The sequence below is a fragment of the Leifsonia poae genome (assembly GCF_050632865.1).
In the GTDB taxonomy this organism is placed as follows: domain Bacteria; phylum Actinomycetota; class Actinomycetes; order Actinomycetales; family Microbacteriaceae; genus Leifsonia; species Leifsonia poae_B.
Window position 1 is genome coordinate 180,403 of record NZ_JBODSA010000001.1, and the last position, 25,124, is coordinate 205,526.

Here is a 25,124-nt window from a genome sequence, read left to right on the forward strand (position 1 = left end):
GCCCACCGTCGCTTGCGACGTCCGCTCCTGGAACACCCTGGAGGTGACCGATGGCCAACCAGAATCGACGCGGCATCCCCATGCCCTTCGTCACGCGCACCCGCCGGGTCGAGCCTCCGTCTCCCCGGGTGACGCAGCCGGCGCAGGAGCCGACGCCCGGCCGTCGCAGCATGGTCGACTCCGCGATCTACGCGAACGGCGTGCGCGTCGCCTCCCCGACGACGCTGGCCGAGACGTACGCCGCCCTCGACCGGACGCCCGGCGGTGTCGCGTGGATCGGCCTCTACCGGCCCACCGAGCAGGAGCTGATGTCGCTGTCGGAGGAGTTCGAACTCCACCCGCTGGCGATCGAGGACGCCATCGTCGCCCACCAGCGTCCCAAGCTGGAGCGGTACGACACCGTCCTCTTCGTCGTGCTCAAGGCGGCCAACTACCTGGACGTGCCGGAGGAGGTCGACTTCGGCGAGCTGCACCTCTTCGTCGGACCGAACTTCGTCATCACCGTCCGCCACAGCGAGTCGCCCGACCTCTCCCACGTCCGGCAGCGGATGGAGGGCGAGCCGGAACTGCTCGCGCTCGGCCCGCAGGCCATCCTCTACGCGATCATCGACGCGGTGGTGGATGCGTACAGCCCGGTCGTCGCCGGTCTCGCCAACGACATCGACGAGATCGAGACGCAGGTGTTCGGCGGGGACGCGCTGGTCTCCCGCCGCATCTACGAGCTGTCGCGCGAGGTCATCGACTTCCAGCGGGCAACGCATCCGCTCTCGGCGGTGATGCTCGCGCTCGAGCGCGGCTCGGCGAAGTACGGGGTGACGCAGGAGCTGGAGCGCCGCCTGCGCGACGTCGCCGACCACCTCACGCAGGTCAACGAGCGCGTCGACGGCTTCCGCTACCTGCTTCGCGACATCCTCACGGTGAACTCCACGCTCGTGTCGGAACGCCAGAACGAGGAGATGACCCGGCTGGCGCACTCCAGCAACCGGCAGGGCGAAGAGGTCAAGAAGATCTCGTCGTGGGCGGCCATCCTGTTCGCGCCGACGCTGATCGCCGGCATCTACGGGATGAACTTCACCCACATGCCCGAGTTGGAGTGGCCGCTCGGGTACCCGCTGGCGGTGCTCGCGATGGTCGGGTTGAGCGGGCTCTTGTACGGCATCTTCAAGAAGCGCGGGTGGCTCTGACCGCCCCTCCCCGAACGGGTGACAGCGTGCTCGAATGAGCGCGTGCCAATCGCGTGAGCGTTTGTAACGCTTGCATGAAGAAGCCGGATTTTCGAACGGAGCGGTTCGTCACATTCGGTAACGTGAACCGCACAAGCCTGCGAGCACCCGCACAGGCTTACGCATCTTGGAGGAACAACCTTGTCAATCACAGCCCGAAAGGCCGGTCTCCTCGGCCTCGCGGCGGTCGGCGTCATGTCGCTGCTCGCCGCCTGCTCGGCTGCTCCGTCGGACAACTCGACCGGTGCCGCGAAGAGCGACTTCCTGCCCTGCATGGTCTCCGACTCCGGTGGATTCGACGACCACTCGTTCAACCAGCTCGGCTACGAGGGTCTGCAGCAGGCCGCGAAGTCGCTCAACGTCACGCCGAAGTCGGCCGAGTCGAAGAGCGAGAACGACTTCGCCCCGAACATCCAGAGCATGGTCGACGCGAACTGCAACCTCGTCGTCACCGTCGGCTTCCTGCTGAAGGACGCCACCGAGAAGGCCGCGAAGTCCAACCCGGACGTGAACTTCGCGATCATCGACGACAACGAGATCCAGGCGAAGAACGTCAAGCCGATCATCTTCGACACCGCTCAGGCCGCGTTCCTCGCGGGCTACGCGGCGGCCAGCTACTCGAAGACCGGCATCGTCGGCACCTTCGGCGGCATGCAGATCCCGACCGTCACCATCTTCATGGACGGCTTCGCGGACGGCGTGAAGTACTTCAACGACCAGAAGGGCAAGTCGGTCAAGGTCGTCGGCTGGGACGTCGACAAGCAGAACGGCTCCTTCACCGGTGGCTTCGACGCCAACGAGACCGCGAAGAACACGGCTCAGGGCATCCTCGACCAGAACGCCGACGTGATCATGCCGGTCGGCGGCCCGATCTACCAGTCGGCCGCGCAGGCGATCAAGGACTCCGGCAAGCCGATCGCGATGATCGGTGTCGACGCGGACGTCTACGAGTCCGACCCGACCGTGAAGGACCTGCTCCTCACCTCGGTCATGAAGGGCATGAAGCCGGCGACCAACGACGTCGTCACCCAGGCCGCCAAGGGCAAGTTCGACAGCACCCCGTACGTGGGCACGCTGAAGAACGACGGTGTCGGCATCGCGCCGTTCCACGACTTCGAGTCCAAGGTCGACTCGGGTCTGCAGGGTGAGCTCGACAAGATCAAGGCCGGCATCATCGACGGCTCGATCAAGGTCACCTCGCCTTCGTCGCCGAAGCAGTAATCAGCGACAGAACGCTCGACGGGGAGGTCAGCCACGGCTGGCCTCCCTGTTGCGTTCCGCTCTTGTCATCGCTGCTCATCTGCGCACACACTGACAAATGTGCAAGCAGGTATCGTGAAGACGCGCGTCGAGGCCACCAGCCGTTCCGCGCTGTCTTCGCTCACGGGCGAGTAGAGAAGGAAACCCACCCGAAATGAAGCTCGAACTCCGCGGCATCACCAAACGGTTCGGTGCCCTGGTCGCGAACGACCACATCGACCTCACCGTCGAACCCGGCGAGATCCACTGTCTGCTCGGCGAGAACGGCGCAGGCAAGTCCACCCTCATGAACGTGCTCTACGGCTTCTACCAGGCCGACGAGGGCGAGATCCTGCTGGACGACGTCGTCCAGCACTTCTCGGGCCCCGGTGACGCCATGAAGGCGGGCATCGGCATGGTGCACCAGCACTTCATGCTCATCCCCGTCTTCACCGTCGCCGAGAACGTCATGCTCGGACACGAGCAGACCAAGTTCGGCGGCCGCCTCGACCTCAACGCCGCTCGCGCGAAGGTGCGCGAGATCTCGGCGCGGTTCGGCTTCGACGTCGACCCGGACGCACTGGTCGAAGACCTGCCGGTCGGCGTCCAGCAGCGTGTCGAGATCATCAAGGCGCTGTCGCAGGACGCGAAGGTGCTGGTGTTCGACGAGCCGACCGCGGTCCTCACGCCGCAGGAGACCGACGAGCTGATGGCGATCATGCGCCAGCTCAAGGAGCAGGGCACCGCGATCATCTTCATCACGCACAAGCTGCGCGAGGTCCGCGAGGTCGCGGACCGCATCACGGTCATCCGTCTCGGCAAGGTGATCGGCGAGGCCGAGCCCACGGCGACCAACGCCGAGATGGCGTCGATGATGGTCGGCCGCGCAGTGTCGCTGACCGTGTCGAAGGAGCCGGCGACGCCCGGCGGCCCGGCGCTCGTGGTCAAGGACCTCTCGGTGATCGACCAGATCGGCCAGATCGTCGTCAACAACGTGAGCTTCGAGGTCCGCGCGGGCGAGATCCTGGCCATCGCAGGCGTGCAGGGCAACGGCCAGACCGAGCTGACCGAGGCGATCATCGGCCTCCAGCCGCGGGTCCAGGGCGAGATCCTGCTCGACGGGACGCCCATCCAGGGTCACAGCGTCCGCAAGGTGCTCGACGCGGGCGTCGGCTTCGTGCCCGAGGACCGCAACGAGGACGGCCTGGTCGGCGAGTTCACCATCCAGGAGAACCTGATGCTGGACCGCTCCACCGGCGATCCGTTCGTCAAGGGCGGCAACATCCAGTTCTCGTACCTCAGGGACTTCGCCGAGGAGAAGGTGCGCGAGTTCGACGTGCGCACCCAGTCCATCGACACCAAGGTCGGCCGGCTGTCGGGCGGTAACGCGCAGAAGGTCGTCCTCGCCCGCGAGCTGAGCCGCGAACTGCGGTTGTTCGTCGCGGCGCAGCCGACCCGTGGTCTCGACGTCGGATCGATTGAGTTCGTCCACAAGCGCATCGTCGAGACCCGGGATGCGGGTGTGCCCGTGATCGTCGTCTCGACCGAGCTCGACGAGGTCGCCGCGCTCGCCGACCGCATCGCCGTGATGTACCGCGGCGGGATCGTAGGAATCGTGCCGGGCAACACGTCTCGTGACGTGCTCGGCCTCATGATGGCCGGCGAGTCGCCGGAGCAGGCAGGAGCAGCAGCATGACCGGGACCGACACGGCGCCGGCCCAGCCCGTGAACCCGCAGACGCCGGCCCCCGCGCCCGCCGGCGACAAGGACGACTCGCGCTGGAACCAGGCGATCCGCGACATCATGGGCGGCCCGGTGGTCATCTCGATCCTGGCCGTCGTGCTCGCGCTCATCGTCGGCGCGATCCTGATCGCGATCACCGACCCTGGGGTGCAGCGCGCAGCCGGATACTTCTTCGCCCGCCCGGGCGACACGTTCTCGGCGATCTGGACGTCGGTGTCGAACGCCTACGTCTCGATGTTCCAGGGCGCGATCTACAACTTCCGCCGGCCCACATTCGCGGCGGGCATCCGTCCACTGACCGAGACGCTGACCTTCGCCACGCCGCTGATCGTCAGCGGTCTCGGCGTCGCGCTGGCGTTCCGCGTCGGCCTGTTCAACATCGGTGCGCAGGGCCAGATCCTCATCGCCGCCGCCGCGTCCGCGTGGGTCGGCTTCTCGTTCAACCTGCCGCCGGTTCTCCACCTGGTGCTCGCGGTCGTCGCGGGCATCGTCGGCGGCGCGATCTGGGCCGGCATCGTGGGAGCGCTCAAGGCGCGGACGGGTGCGCACGAGGTGATCGTCACGATCATGCTCAACTACATCGCGTTCTACCTGATCGCGTACATGCTGCGCACCCAGGGCCTCCTCCAGGCGCCGGGCTCGAACAACCCGAAGGCGCCGCCGGTGAAGGCGAACGCGATCTTCCCGCCGCTGTTCGGCGAGCAGTACAACCTCACGTGGGCGTTCGTCGTCGTCATCGCCGCGACCGTGTTCGTGTGGTGGCTGATCAACCGGTCCAGCCTCGGCTTCCGCTTCCGCGCGGTCGGCGAGAACCCGAACGCGGCGCGCGTCGCGGGCATCAACGTCAAGAACATCTACCTCTACGCGATGCTCATCGCGGGTGGTCTCGTCGGGATCGCCGGCGCCAGCCAGGCCCTCGGCGTCTTCCCCCAGGGCATCAGTTCCGGCGTGGATGCGGGGATCGGCTTCGACGCCATCACCGTCGCCCTCCTCGGCCGGTCGCGGCCGTGGGGCGTGTTCATTGCCGGTCTGCTGTTCGGCGCGCTCAAGGCCGGTGGCTACACCATCCAGGCGGCCAACGACATCCCGATCGACATCATCCTCATCCTGCAGTCGCTGATCGTGCTCTTCGTCGCGGCGCCGCCGCTGGTGCGGGCGATCTTCCGCCTCCCGACGCCGGGGAGCACGCCCCGGAGACCGCGTCCCATCGTCACGAAGGAGGTGGAGGCCAAGTGAGCACCACCGCCCCCGTCGTCCCCGACTCCTCGCCGATCGTCCTCGAGAAGGCGGAGATCCGCTCCTGGAAGGCACCGATCGCCCTCGCGGTCTTCGTCGTGATCAGCCTGGTGCTGTTCTTCGGCTTCGCGCGGCACGGCCAGAGCACCTTCCGGTTCTCCGAGACGTCGGATGTCGTCAAGATCGCGAACCTCACGGTCGACACCTTCGTCACCACGACGATCGTGACCATCCTGCTCATCGCGCTGACGGCGCTCAGCGCGTACTACTCCTATCGGGCGCGCAAGACGCCGATCTGGCTGGTCATCGTCTTCGCCCTGCTGTTCATGTTCGGCTTCCTCGCCTGGGCCGGATCGGGCGAGCTCCCCGTCCCGGTCACCGGCCTGCTGCTCGGCACGATCAGCCTCTCGGTACCGCTCGTGTTCGGTGCCCTCGGCGGCGTCATCTCCGAGCGCGGCGGCGTGGTCAACGTCGCGATCGAGGGCCAGCTGCTCGCCGGTGCCTTCGTCTCGGCCATGACCGCGACGCTCACCGGCAGCTGGGTGGTCGGCCTGCTGGCCGCGCTCGTCGCGGGTGTGCTCGTCTCGTTCGTGCTCGCCGCGTTCTCGATCAAGTACCTGGTCGACCAGGTGATCGTCGGCGTCGTGCTGAACGTGCTGGTCACCGGACTCACGAGCTTCCTGTACTCGCAGGTGCTCGCCGGCAACCCGCAGCTGCTCAACCACCCGCCGCGACTGCCGGAGTGGCCGATCCCGGTGCTCAGCGAGATCCCGATCATCGGCCCGGTGCTGTTCCGCCAGACCATCATCGAATACCTCATGTACATCGCGGTCTTCGCCGTGTGGTTCGGCCTGTTCAAGACCCGCTGGGGCCTCCGCCTCCGCTCGGTCGGCGAGCACCCGGAGGCCGCCGACACCGTGGGCATCAACGTCAACAGCACGCGGTTCTGGAACGTCTCGCTCGCGGGAGCCGTCGCCGGACTCGGCGGCGCGTACTTCACGCTGGGATCGGTCGGCGCGTTCTCCAAGGAGATGACTGCCGGTCAGGGCTTCATCGCCCTCGCGGCCGTCATCTTCGGACGGTGGGACCCGATCCGCGCGACCCTCGCGGCCCTCCTGTTCGGCTTCGCGTCGAACCTGCAGAACGTGCTCGGCATCATCGGCTCGCCCGTCCCGAGCGAGTTCATGCTGATGCTGCCGTATGTCGTCACGATCTTCGCGGTCGCCGGACTCGTCGGCCTCTCGCGTGCTCCAGCTGCCGACGGAAAGCCGTACATCAAGTCATGACCGAGCTCCCGAACGCAGAGTCCATCGACTGGGAGGCGCTGCGCGCCGCCGCGACCGACGCGATGCACCGCGCCTACGCCCCCTACTCGAACTTCCCGGTGGGAGCGGCCGCGCTCGTCGACGACGGACGCATCGTCAGCGGCTGCAACGTCGAGAACGCCAGCTACGGCGTGACGCTGTGCGCCGAGTGCGGCCTCGTGTCGTCGCTCGCGATGACCGGCGGCGGCCACCTCGTCGCCTTCACGTGCGTCGACGGCGACGGCGCGACGCTCATGCCGTGCGGCCGCTGTCGTCAGCTGCTGTACGAGCACTCGGCCGAGGGGATGCTGCTGGAGACCGTCTCCGGCATCCGCACCATCGACCAGGTGCTGCCCGACGCGTTCGGGCCGCGCCAGCTCGCCGCCTACGCGGCCGAGCACGAGAACGACTGAACAGGAACACCTTCGTGACCGACCTTGCAGGAGAGGTCGAGGCGTTCGACGCCGTCGACCTGATCAGGACCAAGCGCGACCGCGGCGAGCTCAGCACCGCCGAGATCGACTGGCTGGTGGACGCGTACACGCGCGGCTACGTCGGCGACGAGCAGATGTCGGCGATGACCATGGCGATCTTCCTCAACGGGATGACCCGGCGTGAGATCAAGGACCTCACCCTCGCGATGATCGCGTCCGGCGAGCGGATGGACTTCTCGGGGCTCGGCAAGCCGACCGCCGACAAGCACTCCACCGGCGGCGTGGGCGACAAGATCACCCTGCCGCTGATGCCGCTGGTCGCGACCTTCGGCGTGGCGGTCCCGCAGCTCTCCGGCCGCGGCCTCGGTCACACCGGCGGCACCCTGGACAAGCTGGAGAGCATCCCGGGCTGGCGCGCGAGCCTCAGCAACGCGGAGATGTTCGCCCAGCTGCAGAACGAGGGCGGCGTCATCTGCGCCGCCGGCTCGGGGCTGGCGCCGGCGGACGGCAAGCTCTACGCGCTGCGCGACATCACAGGGACGGTCGAGGCCATTCCGCTGATCGCATCGTCGATCATGTCGAAGAAGATCGCCGAGGGGACGAGCGCGCTGGTGCTCGACGTGAAGTTCGGCTCCGGCGCGTTCCTCAAGGACATCGAGCGCTCCCGCGAGCTCGCCCGCACCATGGTCGAGCTGGGTCGGGATGCGGGGGTCGCGACGTCCGCGCTGCTGACCGACATGAACGTCCCGCTGGGTCTCACGATCGGCAACGCGAACGAGGTCCGCGAGTCGGTCGAGGTGCTTGCCGGTGGGGGACCGGCCGACATCGTCGAGCTGACCGTCGCCCTGGCGCGCGAGATGCTGACCCTCGCCGGCCGCCCGGATGAGGATGTCGAGGCGGCCCTCAAGGACGGCCGCGCGATGGACAAGTGGCGCGAGGTCATCCGCGCCCAGGGCGGCGACCCCGACGCCCCGCTGCCGGTCGCGACGGACACGCACACCGTCGTGGCGGAGGAGGACGGCATCCTCGTCGAGCAGCAGGCGCTGCCGTTCGGTATCGCCGCCTGGCGCCTCGGCGCCGGCCGCGCCCGCAAGCAGGACCCGGTGCAGCACGCCGCAGGCATCGACCTGCACGCGAAGCCGGGCGACACTGTCCGCAAGGGCCAGCCGCTGTTCACGCTGTCCGCCGACGAGCCGGCCCGCTTCGAGCGCGCGCTCGAGGCGCTGGACGGCGCCTACCGGATCGCGCCGACGGGCACCCCGTTCGAGCGCGGCCCGCTGATCGCCGACCGGATCGCCTAGGGTTGACCTCATGAGCGACGCCTGGAACGAGTACGCGCTGGCCGACGGCACCGAGATCCGTCCGCTGCCCAAGGTCTCCCTGCACGACCACCTCGACGGCGGCCTCCGCCCCTCGACGGTGCTGGAGCTGGGTGCCGAGATCGGCCTGGAGCTTCCGGCGCAGGATGCGACCGAGCTCGGCCGCTGGTTCGCCGAGAAGTCGAACTCGGGTTCGCTCGTCGAGTATCTGAAGACGTTCGATCTCACCACCGCCGTGATGCAGACCCGCGAGGGCCTGAGCCGCGTCGCGCGCGAGTTCGTGCAGGACCTCGGCGACGACGGTGTGGTCTACGGCGAGATCCGCTGGGCGCCGGAGCAGCACCTGAGCCGCGGGCTGTCGCTGGACGAGACCGTCGAGGCCGTGCAGGAGGGCGTCGAGCAGGGCATCCAGGATGTCCGGAACGCCGGCGGCCGCATCCGCGTCGGCCAGCTGGTCACCGCGATGCGGCACAACGACCGCGGGCTGGAGATCGCCGAGCTCGCCGTCCGTCACCGCGACCGCGGCGTCGTCGGCTTCGACATCGCCGGCCCCGAGGCGGGTTTCCCGCCCTCGAACCTTCGCGCCGCGTTCGACTACCTCGCGGCGGAGTTCTTCCCGGCGACCGTGCACGCGGGCGAGGCGGACGGCCTCGACAGCATCCGCAGCGCCCTGCTCGACGGTCGCGCACTGCGGCTCGGCCACGGCGTGCGCCTCGCGGAGGACATCACGATCGAGCGCCAGGACGACGAGAACACCTACGTGACGCTCGGCAACCTGTCCCAGTGGGTGAAGGACCGCGAGATCGCGCTCGAGACGAGCCCGACCTCCAACCTGCAGACCGGTGCCATCGCGGCATGGGGCGACGACATCCTCGATCACCCGTTCGATCTGCTCTACCAGCTGGGCTTCCGGGTCACGGTGAACACCGACAACCGCCTGATGAGCGGCACGACGCTGACGCGCGAGCTGAGCATCCTCGCCGACGCCTTCGCCTATGACCGCACCGACCTGGAGATCTTCCAGCTCAACGCGGCCGCCGGCGCCTTCCTCCCGCTCGAAGAGCGTGAGGAACTGGCTGAGATCATCACAGCAGGTTTCGAGGGTTCGTGAACCCGCGGACGCTACTGTAGAAATATGTCACTGCCACCGCTGCCTGATTCCGCCATCACCGTCGGCGCGCACGCTGACGACTGGCGCCAGGCGGTCGTGCTGGCCGGTGAAGCGCTGGCCCGTTCGGGAGCGACGGAGCAGGGCTACGCGCAGCGGATGATCCAGGTGATCGAGGAGTTCGGCGCCTACATCGTGATCGCGCCGGGCCTCGCGCTCGCGCACGCGCGACCCGGGCCCGACGTCAACGCGGACGGCCTGTCGGTCGTCACCCTCGATGAGCCCGTGGTCTTCGGCCACCCGCACAACGACCCCGTGTCGGTCGTGCTGGGGCTCGCCGTTTCCACGCCCGAGGCGCACGTGACGAGCGTCGCCGAGCTGGCGAACGTCTTCAACGACCCCGAGGCGATCCCGGCGCTGGCCGCGGCGACCGACGTCGCCGAGGTGCAGCGCGTCCTGACGCTGAGCGAAGAAGAGGCGCCGCGGTGAAGATCGTCGCGATCTGCGGCGTGGGTGTCGGCACCTCCGGCATCCTGAAGGTGAACGCCGAGCGCGTGCTCGACCGGCTGGGGATCGACGCCGACGTGACCGCATCCGATGCGGCCCACATCGACGAGGCGGCGGCGGATGCGCAGGTCGTGCTCACCTCACCGGAGCTGGTGGACCGGATCGGCAAGACCAACGCCGACGTGATCGTCGTCCACAACTACTTCGACCTCGAAGAGCTCGAGCAGAAGCTCGACGAAGCCCTCGGCTAACCGCGCAGCAACGCCTCGATGAGGCCGGGGAACCGCTCGTCGAGCTCGTCCCGGCGCAGCTGGATCTCGTGCGTCCGGCCGCTGACGATCGTGCGGGTGACCCCGGCCTCGCGCAGCGTCTTGAAGTGGTGCGCCATGGTCGACTTCTGCACGTCCACGCCCCACTCGGTGAGGGTCTTGGGATGCGGGCGCCCGTCGGCCAGGACCCGCACGATCTGAAGCCGGATGGGGTCGCCGACGGCGCGCAGCACGTCGACGAGCTGCACATCCTGGATGTCGGGGCTGGGGTAATCGGTCATGCTCACCAGAAATTGTTTGACAATCATCGAACAATAGTCGTACCGTAACGGTATGACGTTCGTCGAACAATCCTACCGCAAGACCCTCCCGGCCCTGCTGGTGCTCGCTCTGGGGCTCTTCGTCGTCGGCACGAACGCGTTCGTGATCGCCGGCCTGCTGCCGCGCGTCGCCGCCGGGCTCGGTGCCACGGCGACCCAGGTCAGCTGGTCGATCACCAGCTACTCGCTCGTCGTGGCCGTCGCCGCTCCCGCCGTCTCCATCCTCCTTCCGCGCGTCCCGCGCGCCACTCTGATGGCCGCGGGGCTCGCGGTCTTCGCCCTAGGCACCGCCGTCTCGGCGCTAGCGCCCGATCTCACGGTCTTCATCGCCGGCCGGACGTTCTCCGGCCTCGGGGGAGCAGCCCTCGTCCCGACGGCGACCGCGGCCGCAGCGTCCCTCGCCCGTCCCGAGAAGCGCGGGCAGGCGCTCGCGATCGTCGGCGCGGGCTTCACCCTCGCGACGGCGGTCGGATCGCCGTTCGGAACGGCGCTTGGCGGCATGGCCGGCTGGCGCTTCGCGCTCTGGTGCATCGTCGGCATCGCGGCGGTGCTTGTGGTCGCCATCCCGCTGGCTGTCCGCGATGTGCCGGTGCCGCCCGCGGTGACGCTCAAGCGTCGCCTGGCCCCGCTGGCCGACCTCCGCATCGTCGCCCCGCTCGGCACGACCCTGCTGATGATCGCCGGGTTCAACATCGTCTACATCTTCTCGGCGGCCGTCACCCACGCGTCCACCGGCGGATCCGGGACGCTGCTCGCCGTGCTGTTGCTGGCCTACGGCGTCGCCGGCATCGCGGGCAACGCGATCGCCGGACCGCTGACGGACCGGTTCGGCAGCCGGCCCGTCGCGCTGATCGCGCTCGGCGCCCAGGCGCTGACGCTCGTCGTGCTCGCGTTCTCGGAGGCGTCGTTCGTCGCCACTATCGTCGTGTTCGCGGTCTGGGGCGTCGCCGCCTTCGCGATCGCCATCCCGGTGCAGCACCGGCTGGTGCACGTCGACCCGGGGAGCGCCGCGCTGGCGCTGTCGTGGTACTCGACCGCGATGTACGTCGGCATCGCCATCGCGCCGCCGATCGGGACGCTGGCGCTGGCTGCCGGTGGAGCGGTGGCCGTCCCGCTCGCGGGCGCGGTCGTCACGGTCGCGGCGCTCGCGGTGTTCCTGCTCGGATACCTCGCGCGCACGCCGCGAACCGTGACGGCCTGAGCCGCGGTCGTCCTACGCGGTCAGCAACCGCATCGCCTCGGCCAGGGCGGCCACACGCGAGGTCGCGGTCGCACGGCGCTCCTCGAGGGTTCCCTCGTCGCTCGAGGCGTCGATGTAGATCTTGAGCTTCGGCTCGGTGCCGCTGGGGCGCACCATGACACGGGAACCGTCCTCGAGCAGGATGCGGAGCACGTCGCTCGGCGGGAGGCCGCCGAAGCCGTCCTTCAGGTCGTCGATCTGCGCGACCTTGACCTCGCCGAGGTGGCTCGGCGGGGTGGTCCGCAGCGCGGCCATGATCTCGCCGATCCGGGACAGCTCGGTGACCCGCAGCGAGATCTGGTCGCTCGCGAAATAGCCGAAGCGCTCGGCGAACGCGTCCAGCTGCTGGGCCACGCTGATCCCGTCGGCGGCCAGGCCGTTCGCCAGGTCGAGGAAAGCGACGGCGGCCGAGATGCCGTCCTTGTCGCGCACCGTCTCCGGGTTCACGAGGTAGCCCAGGGCTTCCTCGTAGCCGTAGATCAGACCCGGCGCGCGGGAGACCCACTTGAAGCCGGTCAGGGTATCCGCGAAGTCCAGCTTGTAGGAGCGGGCGACGGCGGCGAGGGCGGGGAGGACACGATCGAGCAGGCCAGCGTGCCGATGGCGCCGCGGTCGTCCGCGCGCGCGGTCGCGAGCTCGGCGGCGCGCCAGCCGAGCAGCGCGCCCACCTCGTTGCCGGAGAGACGGCGGTAGCCGTCGGCGCTCGACGGGTCCGGGATGGCGACGGCGAGTCGGTCCGCGTCGGGGTCGTTCGCGATCACCAGGTCGGCGCCGGCCTCGCGTGCCGCGGCGAAGGACAGGTCCATCGCGCCGGGCTCCTCCGGGTTCGGGAAGGCGACCGTCGGGAACGCGGGATCGGGATCGATCTGCGCGGTCACCGGAGTCGGCTCGGCGAAGCCGGCGCGGGCGAACACCTCGCGCGCGGTGCGCCAGCCGACGCCGTGCATGGCCGTGTAGATGAAGGACACCGCGTTCCGGGGGTCTCGGTGGCGGCGACCGCGACGGTCGCGTCGATGTACGCCTGCTCGACGTCGTCGGAGGCGACCTCGTAGCGGTCGGAGCGCGGGAGGTCGGCCACGCTGCCCTGGGCGACGTCGAGGATGTGGGCGGCGATCTCCGCATCCACCGGGGACACGATCTGGGAACCGTGGTTCTCGCCGCCCAGGTAGACCTTGTAGCCGTTGTCGTTAGGCGGGTTGTGGCTGGCGGTCACCATGACGCCCGCGCTCGCGTCCAGGTGCCGGACGGCGAAAGCGAGCACCGGCGTCGGCAGGAGGCGGGGGAGCAGGATCGCGTGCACGCCGGCCCCAGCCATCAGCTCGGCGGTGTCGCGGGCGAAGACGTCGGAGTTCTTGCGGCCGTCGTAGCCGATGACGACCGACGGCGTGCCGCCCTCGGCGTGCTCCAGCAGCCAGCGGGCGAAGCCGGCGGCGGCCTGGGCGACCAGGACGCGGTTCATCCGGTTCGGGCCCGCGGCGATCGCGCCGCGGAGGCCGGCGGTGCCGAAGGCGAGGCGTTCGTCGAAGCGCGAGTGCAGGTCGGCGACGGCCTCACCGGAGCCGGCCTCGGCGGCGACGATCAGCGTCTCGAGCTCTTCGCGGGTCTCCGGATCCGGGTCCTGCGCCAGCCATGCGCGGGCGTCGGCGAGGAGCTGCGGGGTGTCCTTCGTCGCGTCGCTCACAGCGCCTCCACGATCTGGGCGAGCAGGGCGCTGATCACCGGCTCGGCGGCGCGGCCGGCGTCGATGACCTCCTGGTGGCTCAGCGGGGTCTTCTGGATGCCGGCCGCGAGGTTCGTGACGAGCGACATGCCCAGGATCTCCATCCCGGCCTGACGCGCCGCGATCGCTTCGAGGGCGGTCGACATGCCGACGATGTGTCCGCCGATCGCTTTCGCCATCTGAACTTCGGCCGGCGTCTCGTAGTGCGGCCCGCGGAACTGCGTGTACACGCCCTCGTCGAGCGACGGGTCGATGGTGCGCGCGAGGTCGCGGAGCCGCTGCGAGTAGAGGTCCGTCAGGTCGATGAAGGTCGCGCCCTCCAGCGGGGAGTCGGCGGTGAGGTTGATGTGGTCGCTGATGAGCACGGGGGTGCCGGGCTTCCAGTGCTCCTTGATGCCGCCGGCGCCGTTGGTGAGGACCATCGTGGTCGCTCCGGCCGCGGCCGCGGTGCGGACGCTGTGCACGACCCTGCGGACGCCGTGGTTCTCGTAGTAGTGGGTGCGCGCGCCGATGACCAGGGCGTGCTTGCCGTTCGCGAGGCGGATCGAGCGCAGGGTGCCCACGTGCCCCTCCAGCGCGGGCTTGCTGAAGCCGACGATCTCGGTGGCCGGTACGGTCGCGACGGTCTCGCCGATCAGGTCGGCGGCCTTGCCCCAGCCGCTGCCCAGGGTCAGCGCGATGTCGTGGCGCTGCACGCCCGTCTTCTCGGCCAGCTGGGAGGCGGCTTCGCGCGCGATCTCGAACGGGTCGGCCGCGGGGTCGTCGAGGGGGTTGGTGAAGGAATCCGACATGCCCCCAACTCTACTGAGCCGCCGGTTCTCCACAGCGGCGGTCCCGGATGCGCATCGGTGCATCCCATACGGAAGAATGGTGCGCATGTCGTATGAATTCGAGCGCAAGCAGCGGCTCGCCGTGCTCGGCGGGGGTCCCGGCGGATACGAGGCGGCGCTCGCGGGCGCCCAGCTGGGTGCCGACGTAACGATCGTGGAGCGTTCCGGAGTGGGCGGCTCGGCCGTCATCACCGACGTGGTGCCCTCGAAGAGCCTCATCGCGACGGCCGAGGCCACCAACTCCATCGGCGAGGCGACCGACCTCGGCGTGCAGTTCTTCTCGCGCGGCGAGACCGGCAAGCCGGTGCGCCCCGAGATCGCGGTCAACCTGGCAGCCGTCAACAAGCGGCTGGTCGGGCTCGCGCGGCAGCAGTCGGAGGACATGCGGGCCGAGCTCGTGCGCTCCGGCGTCCGCATCGTGACCGGTGAGGGCCGCCTCGACGGCGCCGGAGCCGTGATCGTCTCCACCGGCAAGGGCGACTCGGGCACCGACTTTGATCGCGTCGAGGCCGACACGATCGTGGTCGCGGTGGGCGCGACCCCGCGGATCCTGCCGTCGGCGGTTCCGGATGGGGAGCGCATCCTCACCTGGACCCAGCTGTACGACCTGCACACTGTGCCGTCGCACCTGATCGTCGTCGGGTCCGGGGTGACGGGGGCCGAGTTCGCGTCCGCCTACAACGCTCTCGGCTCGAAAGTCACGCTCATCTCGTCGCGCGATCAGGTGCTGCCGGGCGAGGATGCTGACGCCGCCGCCGTGATCGAGAACGTCTTCCGCCGCAACGGGATGCAGGTGCTGTCGAAGTCGCGTGCCGAGTCCGTCGTCCGCACCGAGGACGGTGTGGTCGCGACGTTGACCGACGGCCGCACGATCGAGGGCTCGCACTGCCTCATGGCAGTCGGCTCGGTGCCGAACACCGCCGGGATCGGCCTGGAGGAGGCGGGAGTGCAGGTGACGCCGTCCGGTCACATCCGGGTCAACCGCGTGGCCCGCACGTCCATCCCCAACATCTACGCCGCGGGCGACTGCTCGGACTCGCTGCCCCTCGCGTCCGTCGCCTCGATGCAGGGCCGCACCGCCGTCTTCCACGCGATGGGAGACGCCGTGAACCCGATCGAGCTGCGCAACGTCAGCTCCAACATCTTCACCCAGCCCGAGATCGCGACGGTCGGCTGGAGCCAGAAGCAGATCGAGGAGGGCATCGCGCAGGGCGACATCTACAAGCTGCCGCTGAAGTCCAACCCGCGCGCCAAGATGCTCGGCATCCGCGACGGGTTCGTGAAGCTGTTCGCGCGCACCGGGTCGGGCACGGTCATCGGCGGCGTGATCGTCGCACCGCGCGCGTCCGAGCTGATCTTCCCGCTCGCGCTCGCCGTGGAACAGCGCCTCACGGTCGACCAGGTGGCCCGCGCGTTCACGGTCTACCCCTCGCTGTCGGGATCGATCACCGACGCCGCGCGCGCCATGCACATCGTGCTCTGACGGAAGGCATCGGGGGATGGAGACCGCGCTCGTCATCGGCGTCCTCGCTGTCCTGACGATCGCGGCCGCCACCACCATCGGGCCGAAGTTCGGGGTGGCGTCGCCGCTCATCCTCGTGGTGGTCGGCATCCTCGTGAGCCTGCTGCCGTTCGTTCCCGTGCTGGAGATCAAGCCGGAATGGGTGATCGCCGGCGTGCTGCCGCCCTTGCTGTACTCGGCGTCGGTCTCGATGCCGGCGATGACATTCCGGCGAGAGTTCGGCGCGATCGGCGGACTGTCGGTCCTCCTCGTCATCGTCAGCTCGGTAGTGCTGGGGATCTTCTTCGCCTGGATCATCCCCGGGCTCGGCCTCGGCTGGGGCGTCGCGCTCGGCGCGATTGTGAGCCCCACCGATGCCGTCGCGACCGGCATCGTGAAGCGCGCCGGCGTCTCGCCCCGCGTCGTCGCGATCCTGGAGGGCGAGAGCCTGCTGAACGACGCGACCGCGCTGGTGCTGCTGCGGGCGGCGGTCGCGGCCGCTGCGGTGGCGACGTTCACGGTCGGTGCGGTGACGCTGTCATTCATCTATTCGGTCGTGATCGCGGTCGCGTTCGGCGGGCTCATCGGCTGGCTCAACCTGCTCGTGCGCGCGAGGGTGAAGGATGCGACGGTCAACACCGTCATCTCCTTCACCGTGCCGTTCCTCGCGTCCATCCCGGCCGAAGCGCTCGGGGCGTCGGGGCTCGTTGCGGCCGTGGTGGCTGGACTCGTGACCGGCAGCCGGGCGCCGCGGGTCCTCTCGCCCGAGCACCGGCTGTCAGACGCCCAGAACTGGCGGACGGTGGAGCTCATCCTCGAGGGCCTGATCTTCCTCACGATGGGCCTCGAACTGTTCGGCATCCTGCAGAAGGTGCAGCAGGACCATTCCGGCGTGGCGCCCGCGATCGGCATCGCGGCGATCGCCCTCGTCCTGACGATCGTGGTGCGGGCGGCCTTCGTCGCGCCGCTCCTGGCGCTGCTGGCGCGACGTCACCGACGCGGCCAGCGCATGCGGCCGCGGCTGGAGCAGATGCAGGAACACCTGTCCGATCCGGAGGCGGTGCAGCGCGGGATCGCGCAGCGGATCGCGCCCTCCGAGACGCCGGCGCTCACTACGGGCACGGACAAGCCACCGGTCGCAGATTTGTCGCCCTTCACCGCGGGCGATCCCGGCCGGACGGTATCCCCGAAGCAGGCCGAGCGGCGTCGGCGGCGCCTCGCCCGCCGCGGCGTCCCGACCACCGAGAACCTGGCGCGTTTCGGTACGCGCGTGCGGCGGCTGATTGCGGACATCGAGTACTTCACCGGAGCACCGCTCGGCTGGCGCGAGGGCGCGATCGTCGTCTGGGCCGGGATGCGCGGCGCGGTGACCGTCGCGGCCGCCCAGTCGCTCCCGCAGGACACCCCCGGACGGTCCGTGCTCGTCCTCATAGCGTTCCTCATCGCGGCCGGGTCGCTCCTGCTCCAGGGCGGCACGCTCGGGCTCGTCCTGAAACTGGTGAAGCCCGCTGCGGCCGATCCTGTCGCCGAGAAAGAGGAACGGCGGCGTCTCATGGAGCTGCTGTACGAAGCGGGCAAGTCCGTCCCGCAGCCGACCACGCGTGAGCGCACGCCCGAGGCCTTCGCGGAGCACAAGGCCGCGCGCCTCGCCCGGCTGAGGGCCCAGCGCGACGCCCTCCTCGACGCACGGGACGACGGGACCTTCAGCGCCGACGTGCTGGCCGGAGCCCTCACCAACCTCGACGCCGACGAGATCAGCATCGACCTCAAGGGCGACCCCACCGAGGCCACCGGCTAACCCCTTCCGCCGCTTCCGGAACTGTTCCACAGGTCGGACGGGCGCCGACTTCTCCACAGATTCGGACGTCGCCGCCCGCCGATGGTAGCGGCTCGCGACGATGGACTCATGACCTGCAACGAACGAACCCTCGCGCAAAAGAGGAGTCCGCGAGCCGGACGGCTCGGGGACTCCTCTTCCTCGGACGGCGCGGGGCGTTTGCCCGCGCGCGTCAGACGATGTTGAGCAACAGGTGGCCGGAGGATACCGTCTCGCCGACCGTGGCGTTGATGCCGGAGATCGTTCCGTCCTTGTGGGCGGTGAGCGGCTGCTCCATCTTCATGGCCTCGAGGACGAGCACGAGGTCGCCCTTGACGACCGGGTCGCCGTCCGCGACCGCGACCTTGACGACGGTGGCCTGCATCGGAGCGGTGACCGAGTCGCCGGTCGCCGTCTCGACGCTGTGCGCGGCACCTCGCCGGCGCGGGGCCGGGGCGGCGGCTGCGCCGGCGGAACCCCCGCCGAGCAGGCGCGCGGGGAGCGACACCTCGATGCGCTTGCCCTCGACCTCGACCACGACGTTGCTGCGGCGCTCAGCGGCGGCCTGGTCGCCCAGCTCGCCCGACCACGGCTCGATGTCGTTGACCCACTCGGTCTCGATCCAGCGCGTGTACACCGAGAACGGCTCGCCGTCCTGCGGGGCGAAGGCCGGGTCGCGCACGATCGCGCGGTGGAAGGGGAGGACCGTCGGAAGGCCGGCGACTTCGAACTCCTCCAGGGCGCGGCGGGAGCGCTCCAGGGCCTCCTCGCGGCTGGAGCCCGTCACGATGAGCTTCGCGAGCATCGAATCGAAGGCGCCGCTGATCACGTCGCCCGCCTGGATGCCGCTGTCGACGCGCACGCCGGGGCCGCCGGGGGCCTTGAACACGTGCACCGGGCCAGGGGAGGGGATGAAGTTGCGGCCGGCGTCCTCGCCGTTGATCCGGAACTCGAAGGAGTGTCCGCGCGGAGCCGGGTCGTCGTAGTCGAGCTCGCCGCCCTCGGCGAGGCGGAACTGCTCGCGCACGAGGTCGATGCCGGTGACCTCCTCGGAGACGGGGTGTTCGACCTGCAGGCGGGTGTTCACCTCGAGGAACGAGACGGTGCCGTCCTTGCCGATCAGGAACTCACACGTTCCGGCGCCCTGGTAGCCGACCTCCTTGAGGATGGCCTTGGACGACGAGTACAGCTTGTCCATCTGCTCCGGGGTGAGGAACGGCGCGGGAGCCTCCTCGACGAGCTTCTGGTGGCGGCGCTGCAGCGAGCAGTCGCGAGTGGAGACCACGACCACGTTGCCGTACGCGTCGGCGAGGCACTGGGTCTCGACGTGGCGCGGCTGGTCCAGGTACTTCTCGACGAAGCACTCGCCGCGGCCGAATGCCGCGATCGCCTCGCGGGTGGCGGACTCGAAGAGCTCGGGCACCTCCTCGCGGGTGCGGGCGACCTTGAGGCCGCGGCCGCCGCCGCCGAAGGCCGCCTTGATGGCGACCGGGAGGCCGTACACGTCGACGAAGTCGAGCACTTCGGACGCGTCGGCGACCGGGTTCAGGGTTCCGGGGGCGAGCGGAGCGCCCACCTTCTCGGCGACGTGACGCGCCGAGACCTTGTCGCCCAGGCGCTCGATGGCCTCCGGCGACGGGCCGATCCAGGTGAGGCCGGCCGCGATCACAGCGCGCGCGAAGTCCGCGTTCTCGGCGAGGAAGCCATAGCCGGGGTGGACCGCGTCGGCGCCCGAGCGGCGGGCGACCGACAGCAGCTTGTCGATCACCAGGTAGGTGTCGGCGCTGGTGGTCCCGTCGAGGGCGTACGCCTCGTCGGCAAGGCGGACGTGGACGGCGTCGCGATCCTGGTCCGCGTACACCGCGACGGACGCGATACCGCTGTCCTTCGCCGCACGGATGACACGGACGGCGATCTCGCCGCGGTTGGCGATCAAAACCTTGGTGATACGTGGCACAGTTCCCTAGCCTATTGCTCGATATCGAACGACATTTGGTCGATCCCCACAAAAATGGGATGCCAAAGACTCCAGGAGCCTACAACGAGCCGCGTCAGCGGCTCCGATTCCATAGTGACGTCCACTCGACGCCGAGCTCGCGCACCAGCTCGCGCAGCGTCGAGAGCGAGAGCCCGACGACGGTGCTCGGGTCGCCCTCCACCCGGGTGATGAAGGGTCCGCCCAGACTGTCGATGGTGAACGCTCCGGCGACTTCCAGCGGCTCGCCGCTGGCCACGTAGGCGTCGATCTCGACGTCGCTCACATCGGCGAACGTGACGGCGGCGGTGGCGACGGCTCCGGCGGCGGCGTTCTCGCGGCCGTTGCGGTGGTCGATGAGCCAATGTCCGGAGTGGAGAACGCCGGTCCGGCCGCGCTGCTGAAGCCAGCGTTCACGCGCGACCTCGGGCAGATGCGGCTTGCCGTGAATGGCGCCGTCGATGGCGAACGCGGAGTCGCCTCCGAAGATGAGGCCGTCCAGGGGCTCGCCGTCGAGGGTGCCGCGCACGGCCTCCGCCTTCAGGCGCGCCAGGAGCTGCACCATCGCGTCCGCACTCAGCGGTCCGTGCTCGGCCTCGGCCGCGGCGACGGCGGCCGGCTCGTCGACGTGCGAGGGCACGACCACCGGCTCGATTCCCGCGGCGCGCAGCAGCGCGAGACGGGCCGGCGAGGTGGAGGCGAGGTAGAGGCGCATGGTCACCTATGGAATGCTCGAAGGATGCCCCAGAACGATGAGGGAGACCTCGCGCAGCACGAGGTCGAGCTCGACATTACCAACGTCGCCCATGGCGGCGTGTTCGTCGCCCGGCACGAGGGGCGGGTCGTCTTCGTGCCCGACACGATGCCGGGGGAGCGGGTGCGGGCGCGCATCGGCGACACCCGGCACCAGAGCTTCTGGCGCGGTGAGGTGGTGGAGGTGCTGGAGGCGGCGCCCGAGCGGCAGCCGCACGTGTGGGAGGCCGCGGCGATCGAGCGCCCGCCGGCGCAGCGTGCCGGCGGCGCAGAGTTCGGTCACATCCGTCTGGAGCACCAGCGCGAGCTCAAGCACCGCGTGATCGAGGACGCGCTCACCCGCACCGCGAAGCTGTCGCCCGAAGCCGTGGCCACGGCCGGAGTCGGCGGCGGACGCGTGACCGTCGAGCCGGTCGCCGGCGAGACGGAGGACGGCACGGGATGGCGCACGCGCGTCCGCCTGCAGGTCGACCGGCAGGGGCGTCTCGGACCGTTCGCGCCACGGTCGCACACGGTCATCCCCGTGGACGACCTGCCGCTCGCGACCGCGCTCGTCCAGGAGGCGACGCCGTTCGGGCAGCTGTTCCCGGGCGCGGAGTCGGTGGATGTCGTGGCGACGGGGCTCGGAACCTCGCATGTCCTCGTCAACGACGCGCCGGAGCGTCCCGGCGGCAACCGGGGTGCCGGCGGGAATCGCGCCGGCGGCGGCCGCGCCGGCCGTGGCCGCAACCGCGCCTCCGCCCGGCCGCAGCGCCCGCGGTCCCGTCCGCAGCCGGTCCCCATCCGCGAGCGGGTCGGCGACCGCGAGTTCCGGCTGGACGCGCGCGGTTTCTGGCAGGTGCATCGCGCCGCAGCGCAGACGCTCACCGAGGCGGTGCAGTCCGCCGTCGACGAACCGCTGTTCGACCCCCGAGCCGCCAACCTCGACCTGTACGGGGGCGTCGGCCTGCTCGCCGCAGCGCTCGGTGACCGGTTCGGCTCCACCCTCCGCATCACCTCCGTCGAGAGCAGCGAGACGGCCACGGACGACGCCGCCGAGAACCTGGCCGACTGGGTGGGTGCCTCGGCGATCACCGACCGGGTGGAGCGGTACATCACCCGGCTCGCCGCCGACGCCTCGGCCGCCGAGCGAGCGCGACTCCGGGCGGCGACCGTCGTACTCGACCCGCCGCGGTCGGGTGCCGGCCGCGACGTCGTCGACGCCATCTCGTCGCTCACCCCGGCCCAGGTGGTCTACGTCGCCTGCGACCCGGTCGCCCTCGCCCGCGACCTGGCGTTCTTCGCCGGGCACGGGTACGAGCTGCGCGGTCTGCGCGCCTTCGACCTCTTCCCCAACACGCACCACGTCGAGGCCGTCGCCACGCTGACGCGCTGAGGTGGAACACGGCCGAATGCATTCACCCCCTACGATGGTCTCCATGGTGCGGGTGGCAATCGTCGACGATCACGAGTCCGTGCGCCTGGGGCTGAAGGCGGCCTGTCAGGACGCGGGGTACGACGTGGTCGTGACCGCTCCGACGGTGGACGACTTCGTGTCCCAGCTCGGTTCCCAGGAGTGCGACGTCGTGGTGCTCGACCTGTCGCTCGGCGACGGCTCGAAGGTCACCGACAACGTGAAGCGCGCCCAGGCGACCGGTGCGGCGGTCCTGGTGCACAGCATCGCGGACCGGGTGGCGAGTGTCCGCGAGGCGCTGGCCGCGGGTGCCGCCGGCGTCATCCCGAAGTCCTCCCCGACGACCACCGTCATCAGCGCCATCGCGACGGTCGCGCGCGGCGACGTGCTCAACAACCTGGAGTGGGCCACGGCGATCGACGCCGACAGCGATTTCGCGAAGGCCCAGCTCGGGCGCCGCGAGCGCGACGTGCTGCACCTCTACGCCTCCGGGCTGCCCCTGAAAGCCGTCGCCGCTCAGCTCGGCATCGCGAACTCCACGGCCCGCGAGTATCTGGACCGCATCCGCGTCAAGTACGTGGAGGTCGGCCGGCCGGCCCCGACCAAGGTGGATCTCCTCCGCAGGGCGGTGGAGGACGGCATCCTCCCCGGGCTCGACCCGGAGACGGGCAATGAGCGTTCCTAGCGGGGTGCGCCCCGGCCTGCCCCTGGAGTCGGCCAAACCCCGCAACCCGCTGAGCCGTGCGCGCATCGAGCGCATCGCGGACCGCACGGTCTCCGCCTTCGGTCTCGTGTTCGGACTCCAGACGCTGCCGACCGCGCTCGGGCAGCTGAAGGACCTGCAGGAGCCCTGGGGCGCGGTGTGGATGATCACGGTCTTCGGCGGGCTCGCGCTCACCGTGATCCTTGCCGTCGTCCAGCGCGGCGTGAAGATCGCGATGGCCGTACTCTCCGTCGTCTACGTCGCCGCCATCGTCACCTGGCCCCTCATCGCCGACAACCCGGCCGCGTTCCAGACCGACAAGCCGTGGGTCTGGTTCCTCTGCTCGGTCTTCACCGCGTTCGCCGCCGTCGCGTACCCGCTCTGGCTGGCCATCGCCTACACATTCCTCGTCCCGATCGCCTACGGCGTGGTGAGAGCGCTCCCCGCGGGCGGCGGCGTCGGCTTCGAACTGGCCGCGCTGGACACCATCTACGCGATCATCCTCGGCGGCGTGATCCTCGCCATCATCGCCATGATGCGCCAGGCGTCGAGCGCCGTCGACACCGCGCAGAGCCAGGCGCTCGCCCGGTACGCCAACGCGGTCCGCCAGCACGCGACCGAGGTGGAGCGCGTTCAGGTGGATGCGATCGTGCACGACAGCGTCCTCACCACCCTGCTCTCGGCGGCCTCTGCGCGCACCACCGAGCAGAAGGAGCTCGCGGCAGCGATGGCGGCGGACGCGATCGGGCACCTCCACGCCGCCGAGGCGGCGACGCCCGAAGACCAGACGGCCGTCGGTCTCGACCGGCTTACCGAGCGGCTGGTGACGGCCGCGAACGCGTTCTCGTCCCCGTTCGCTGTCGAGGTGCAGGACGTGGAGGTGCACACGCTTCCGGTGAACGTCGCCGAGGCGGTCTACTCGGCCACGGTCCAGGCGATGGTGAACAGCATGCAGCACGCCGGCGGCCCCGAGGTGCAGCGAAGCGTCTCGATCCGCGGCGGCAGTCCCGCGGCGACGGTGGAGGTCGTCGTGCGCGACGACGGACGCGGCTTCACCGAGTCCGAGGTGCCCGCGGAGCGGCTGGGACTGCGGATCAGCATCCGCGACAGGCTCGCCAAGGTGGGCGGCCGCGCGAGCATCGAGTCCGAGCCGGGTGTGGGCACGACGGTGACCATCCTGTGGCCGTCGGCCGACCAGAACGCGCTCGGCGGTACCTCCGCGGCGACCGCTCTGCATGACCCGCTGGCTCCGGCCACGGCGACGGAGGCGGCCGAGTGATCACCCTCAACCGCGTCCTCTTCCTCAGCCTCGGCGCCCTGTTCTCGGCGTACCACCTGTTCCTCGCGCTGTCGTCGCTGTCGACGCCTGCGGCGACGGGCCCGGTCATCGTGTCCATGGTGCTGTACGGGATCGCGACCGTCCTCAGCCTCTGGCCGACGAGCCCCACGAAGATGCCGCTCTGGCTCGCCGCGTTCGACCTCGCCGTGAGCGTCGTGGCGACCATCCTGGTGACCAGTCAGCTGGATCCCGCGAAGGACAACGGCTACGCCACCTGGTACGTCGCCGCCGTCGGCACCCTGATGACCATCTGCGCGGTCCGCCGCCAGCAGATCATCGCCTGGGTCGGTGTCGGCTTCCTGGCCGTTCAGACGGTCGTCTGGGCCGGCCCGGGTGCGCTCGCGGGACTGGGCGTGATCGGCTCGATCGTCTGGGTCGGCGTCGCGGTCGTCATCTCGAGCTCGCTGGCGAAGGCGGGACGCGACGCGTTGCAGTTCGCCCGCGCGGAGCGCGAGGCGACGGAATGGCAGGCGGCGCAGGAGGCGCACGTCATGGAACGGCAGCTGCGGCTGCGGCAGACCTACCGCGTCGCCGCGCCGATGCTCGCCGAGATCGTCCGTCGCGGGGGAGACCTCACCGAGGCCGAGCGGCGCGAGTGCCGCTACCTGGAGGGCGCCATCCGGGACGAGATCCGGGGGCGACGACTCCTGAACGACGACGTGCGCCGCGAGGTCATGGACGCGCGCCGCCGCGGTGTGGTCGTCAGCCTGCTCGATGAGGGCGGCATCGACGACCTCGACCAGCGCGGCCTGGAGGCGGTGCTGCGGCGGCTGGCGGAGGCGATCCGCGGTACGACCACCGACAAGCTCATCGTGCGGACGGTGCCGCGCTCCTCGAAGACGGCCGTGACGGTCGTCGGCCTCCGCATGTCGGACGACGGCGCGGCGAACGCGCTCGGCGCGGAGTCGGAGGACGACGAGGTCGACCTGTGGCTCGAGATCCCGCGTCCGGTCGGCGCCGCCTGATCCCTGCTCCCCGCGGCGATTCGTCACGAATCGGTGGGCACACGCGTCCGTTAACGGGAGAAAGGGGCCGACACCCGAATTGTCGGCCCCTTTTCAAACCCCGAGTCAGGGCGACAACCCGAATATCGCCCTGACTCGCCCCCAAAGCACTCGCCCGCTTACCCTAGTCGGCGAGTGATTGGCGGTG

21 protein-coding genes and 1 pseudogene are annotated in these 25,124 nt (G+C 69.9%); 17 read left to right on the top strand and 5 right to left on the bottom strand.

Annotated features, from left to right (window positions below; all coding sequences use genetic code 11):
• Positions 1-50: 50 nt before the first annotated feature.
• The 10 genes from ACRAWB_RS00870 (at position 51) to ACRAWB_RS00915 (ending at position 10,364) form a co-directional block, all read left to right on the top strand.
• Positions 51-1,184, top strand: coding sequence for a magnesium and cobalt transport protein CorA (locus ACRAWB_RS00870; RefSeq protein WP_431351636.1), 1,134 nt, complete (start codon positions 51-53; stop codon positions 1,182-1,184).
• A gap of 180 nt (positions 1,185-1,364) precedes the next feature.
• Entirely contained in the window at positions 1,365-2,444 is a 1,080-nt protein-coding gene (locus tag ACRAWB_RS00875; RefSeq protein WP_431351637.1) for a BMP family lipoprotein, read from the top strand.
• A gap of 193 nt (positions 2,445-2,637) precedes the next feature.
• Positions 2,638-4,158, top strand: coding sequence for an ABC transporter ATP-binding protein (locus tag ACRAWB_RS00880; protein ID WP_431351638.1), 1,521 nt, complete (start codon positions 2,638-2,640; stop codon positions 4,156-4,158).
• Positions 4,155-5,441: an ABC transporter permease gene (locus tag ACRAWB_RS00885; RefSeq protein ID WP_431351639.1), complete on the top strand. Its 1,287-nt coding sequence runs from the start codon at positions 4,155-4,157 to the stop codon at positions 5,439-5,441. Before ACRAWB_RS00880 ends, ACRAWB_RS00885 begins: the two co-directional genes overlap by 4 nt.
• Positions 5,438-6,727 (top strand): ABC transporter permease, encoded by a 1,290-nt coding sequence (locus tag ACRAWB_RS00890; protein ID WP_431351640.1) that lies wholly within the window; start codon positions 5,438-5,440, stop codon positions 6,725-6,727. Before ACRAWB_RS00885 ends, ACRAWB_RS00890 begins: the two co-directional genes overlap by 4 nt.
• Positions 6,724-7,158, top strand: coding sequence for a cytidine deaminase (locus ACRAWB_RS00895; RefSeq protein WP_363807604.1), 435 nt, complete (start codon positions 6,724-6,726; stop codon positions 7,156-7,158). Before ACRAWB_RS00890 ends, ACRAWB_RS00895 begins: the two co-directional genes overlap by 4 nt.
• A gap of 14 nt (positions 7,159-7,172) precedes the next feature.
• A complete protein-coding gene (locus tag ACRAWB_RS00900) occupies positions 7,173-8,480 on the top strand; it encodes a thymidine phosphorylase (RefSeq protein WP_431351641.1) in 1,308 nt (435 codons plus the stop codon).
• Between the two features lie 10 nt (positions 8,481-8,490).
• The gene (locus ACRAWB_RS00905) at positions 8,491-9,609 is read left to right on the top strand and encodes an adenosine deaminase (RefSeq protein WP_431351642.1); all 1,119 of its coding nucleotides are present in this window, start codon (positions 8,491-8,493) and stop codon (positions 9,607-9,609) included.
• Between the two features lie 24 nt (positions 9,610-9,633).
• Positions 9,634-10,095, top strand: coding sequence for a PTS sugar transporter subunit IIA (locus ACRAWB_RS00910; RefSeq protein WP_431351643.1), 462 nt, complete (start codon positions 9,634-9,636; stop codon positions 10,093-10,095).
• Positions 10,092-10,364, top strand: coding sequence for a PTS sugar transporter subunit IIB (locus tag ACRAWB_RS00915; RefSeq protein ID WP_431351644.1), 273 nt, complete (start codon positions 10,092-10,094; stop codon positions 10,362-10,364). The genes ACRAWB_RS00910 and ACRAWB_RS00915 overlap by 4 nt, the downstream gene beginning before the upstream one ends.
• Here the strand turns inward: ACRAWB_RS00915 and ACRAWB_RS00920 are convergent.
• Entirely contained in the window at positions 10,361-10,663 is a 303-nt protein-coding gene (locus tag ACRAWB_RS00920; RefSeq protein WP_431352684.1) for an ArsR/SmtB family transcription factor, read from the bottom strand. The genes ACRAWB_RS00915 and ACRAWB_RS00920 overlap by 4 nt on opposite strands.
• 52 nt (positions 10,664-10,715) lie before the next feature.
• Between ACRAWB_RS00920 and ACRAWB_RS00925 the strand changes: the two genes are divergently transcribed.
• Positions 10,716-11,903, top strand: coding sequence for an MFS transporter (locus ACRAWB_RS00925; protein WP_431351645.1), 1,188 nt, complete (start codon positions 10,716-10,718; stop codon positions 11,901-11,903).
• A 12-nt stretch (positions 11,904-11,915) separates the two neighbouring features.
• Here ACRAWB_RS00925 and ACRAWB_RS00930 read toward each other — a convergent pair.
• Together ACRAWB_RS00930 and ACRAWB_RS00935 are read right to left on the bottom strand one after the other, a co-directional pair.
• Positions 11,916-13,623 (bottom strand): annotated as a pseudogene (locus ACRAWB_RS00930) (phospho-sugar mutase).
• The gene (locus ACRAWB_RS00935; protein ID WP_431351646.1) at positions 13,620-14,453 is read right to left on the bottom strand and encodes a purine-nucleoside phosphorylase; all 834 of its coding nucleotides are present in this window, start codon (positions 14,451-14,453) and stop codon (positions 13,620-13,622) included. The pseudogene ACRAWB_RS00930 and the gene ACRAWB_RS00935 overlap by 4 nt, the downstream one beginning before the upstream one ends.
• 85 nt (positions 14,454-14,538) lie before the next feature.
• Between ACRAWB_RS00935 and ACRAWB_RS00940 the strand changes: the two genes are divergently transcribed.
• Both ACRAWB_RS00940 and ACRAWB_RS00945 read left to right on the top strand, forming a co-directional pair.
• Positions 14,539-15,975 (top strand): NAD(P)H-quinone dehydrogenase, encoded by a 1,437-nt coding sequence (locus ACRAWB_RS00940; RefSeq protein WP_431351647.1) that lies wholly within the window; start codon positions 14,539-14,541, stop codon positions 15,973-15,975.
• Positions 15,976-15,991: 16 nt separating this feature from the next.
• On the top strand, positions 15,992-17,791 hold the full coding sequence (locus tag ACRAWB_RS00945) for a cation:proton antiporter (protein WP_431351648.1): 1,800 nt from the start codon (positions 15,992-15,994) through the stop codon (positions 17,789-17,791).
• Positions 17,792-18,002: 211 nt separating this feature from the next.
• Here ACRAWB_RS00945 and ACRAWB_RS00950 read toward each other — a convergent pair whose 3' ends face one another.
• Both ACRAWB_RS00950 and ACRAWB_RS00955 read right to left on the bottom strand, forming a co-directional pair.
• A complete protein-coding gene (locus ACRAWB_RS00950; RefSeq protein ID WP_431351649.1) occupies positions 18,003-19,766 on the bottom strand; it encodes an acetyl/propionyl/methylcrotonyl-CoA carboxylase subunit alpha in 1,764 nt (587 codons plus the stop codon).
• 94 nt (positions 19,767-19,860) lie between these two features.
• Positions 19,861-20,499, bottom strand: a complete 639-nt coding sequence (locus ACRAWB_RS00955) for a Maf family protein (protein WP_431352685.1) — start codon at positions 20,497-20,499, stop codon at positions 19,861-19,863.
• Positions 20,500-20,523: 24 nt separating this feature from the next.
• Here ACRAWB_RS00955 and ACRAWB_RS00960 point away from each other — a divergent pair, with 24 nt between their 5' ends.
• From ACRAWB_RS00960 to ACRAWB_RS00975, 4 genes are read left to right on the top strand one after another with little or no spacing between them, the layout of a single operon-like run.
• Positions 20,524-21,912, top strand: coding sequence for a class I SAM-dependent RNA methyltransferase (locus ACRAWB_RS00960; RefSeq protein WP_431351650.1), 1,389 nt, complete (start codon positions 20,524-20,526; stop codon positions 21,910-21,912).
• 43 nt (positions 21,913-21,955) lie between these two features.
• The gene (locus ACRAWB_RS00965) at positions 21,956-22,615 is read left to right on the top strand and encodes a response regulator transcription factor (RefSeq protein WP_064111132.1); all 660 of its coding nucleotides are present in this window, start codon (positions 21,956-21,958) and stop codon (positions 22,613-22,615) included.
• Entirely contained in the window at positions 22,602-23,912 is a 1,311-nt protein-coding gene (locus tag ACRAWB_RS00970) for a sensor histidine kinase (protein ID WP_431351651.1), read from the top strand. Before ACRAWB_RS00965 ends, ACRAWB_RS00970 begins: the two co-directional genes overlap by 14 nt.
• The gene (locus ACRAWB_RS00975; protein WP_431351652.1) at positions 23,909-24,937 is read left to right on the top strand and encodes a hypothetical protein; all 1,029 of its coding nucleotides are present in this window, start codon (positions 23,909-23,911) and stop codon (positions 24,935-24,937) included. The genes ACRAWB_RS00970 and ACRAWB_RS00975 overlap by 4 nt, the downstream gene beginning before the upstream one ends.
• The last annotated feature ends 187 nt before the right edge of the window (positions 24,938-25,124 follow it).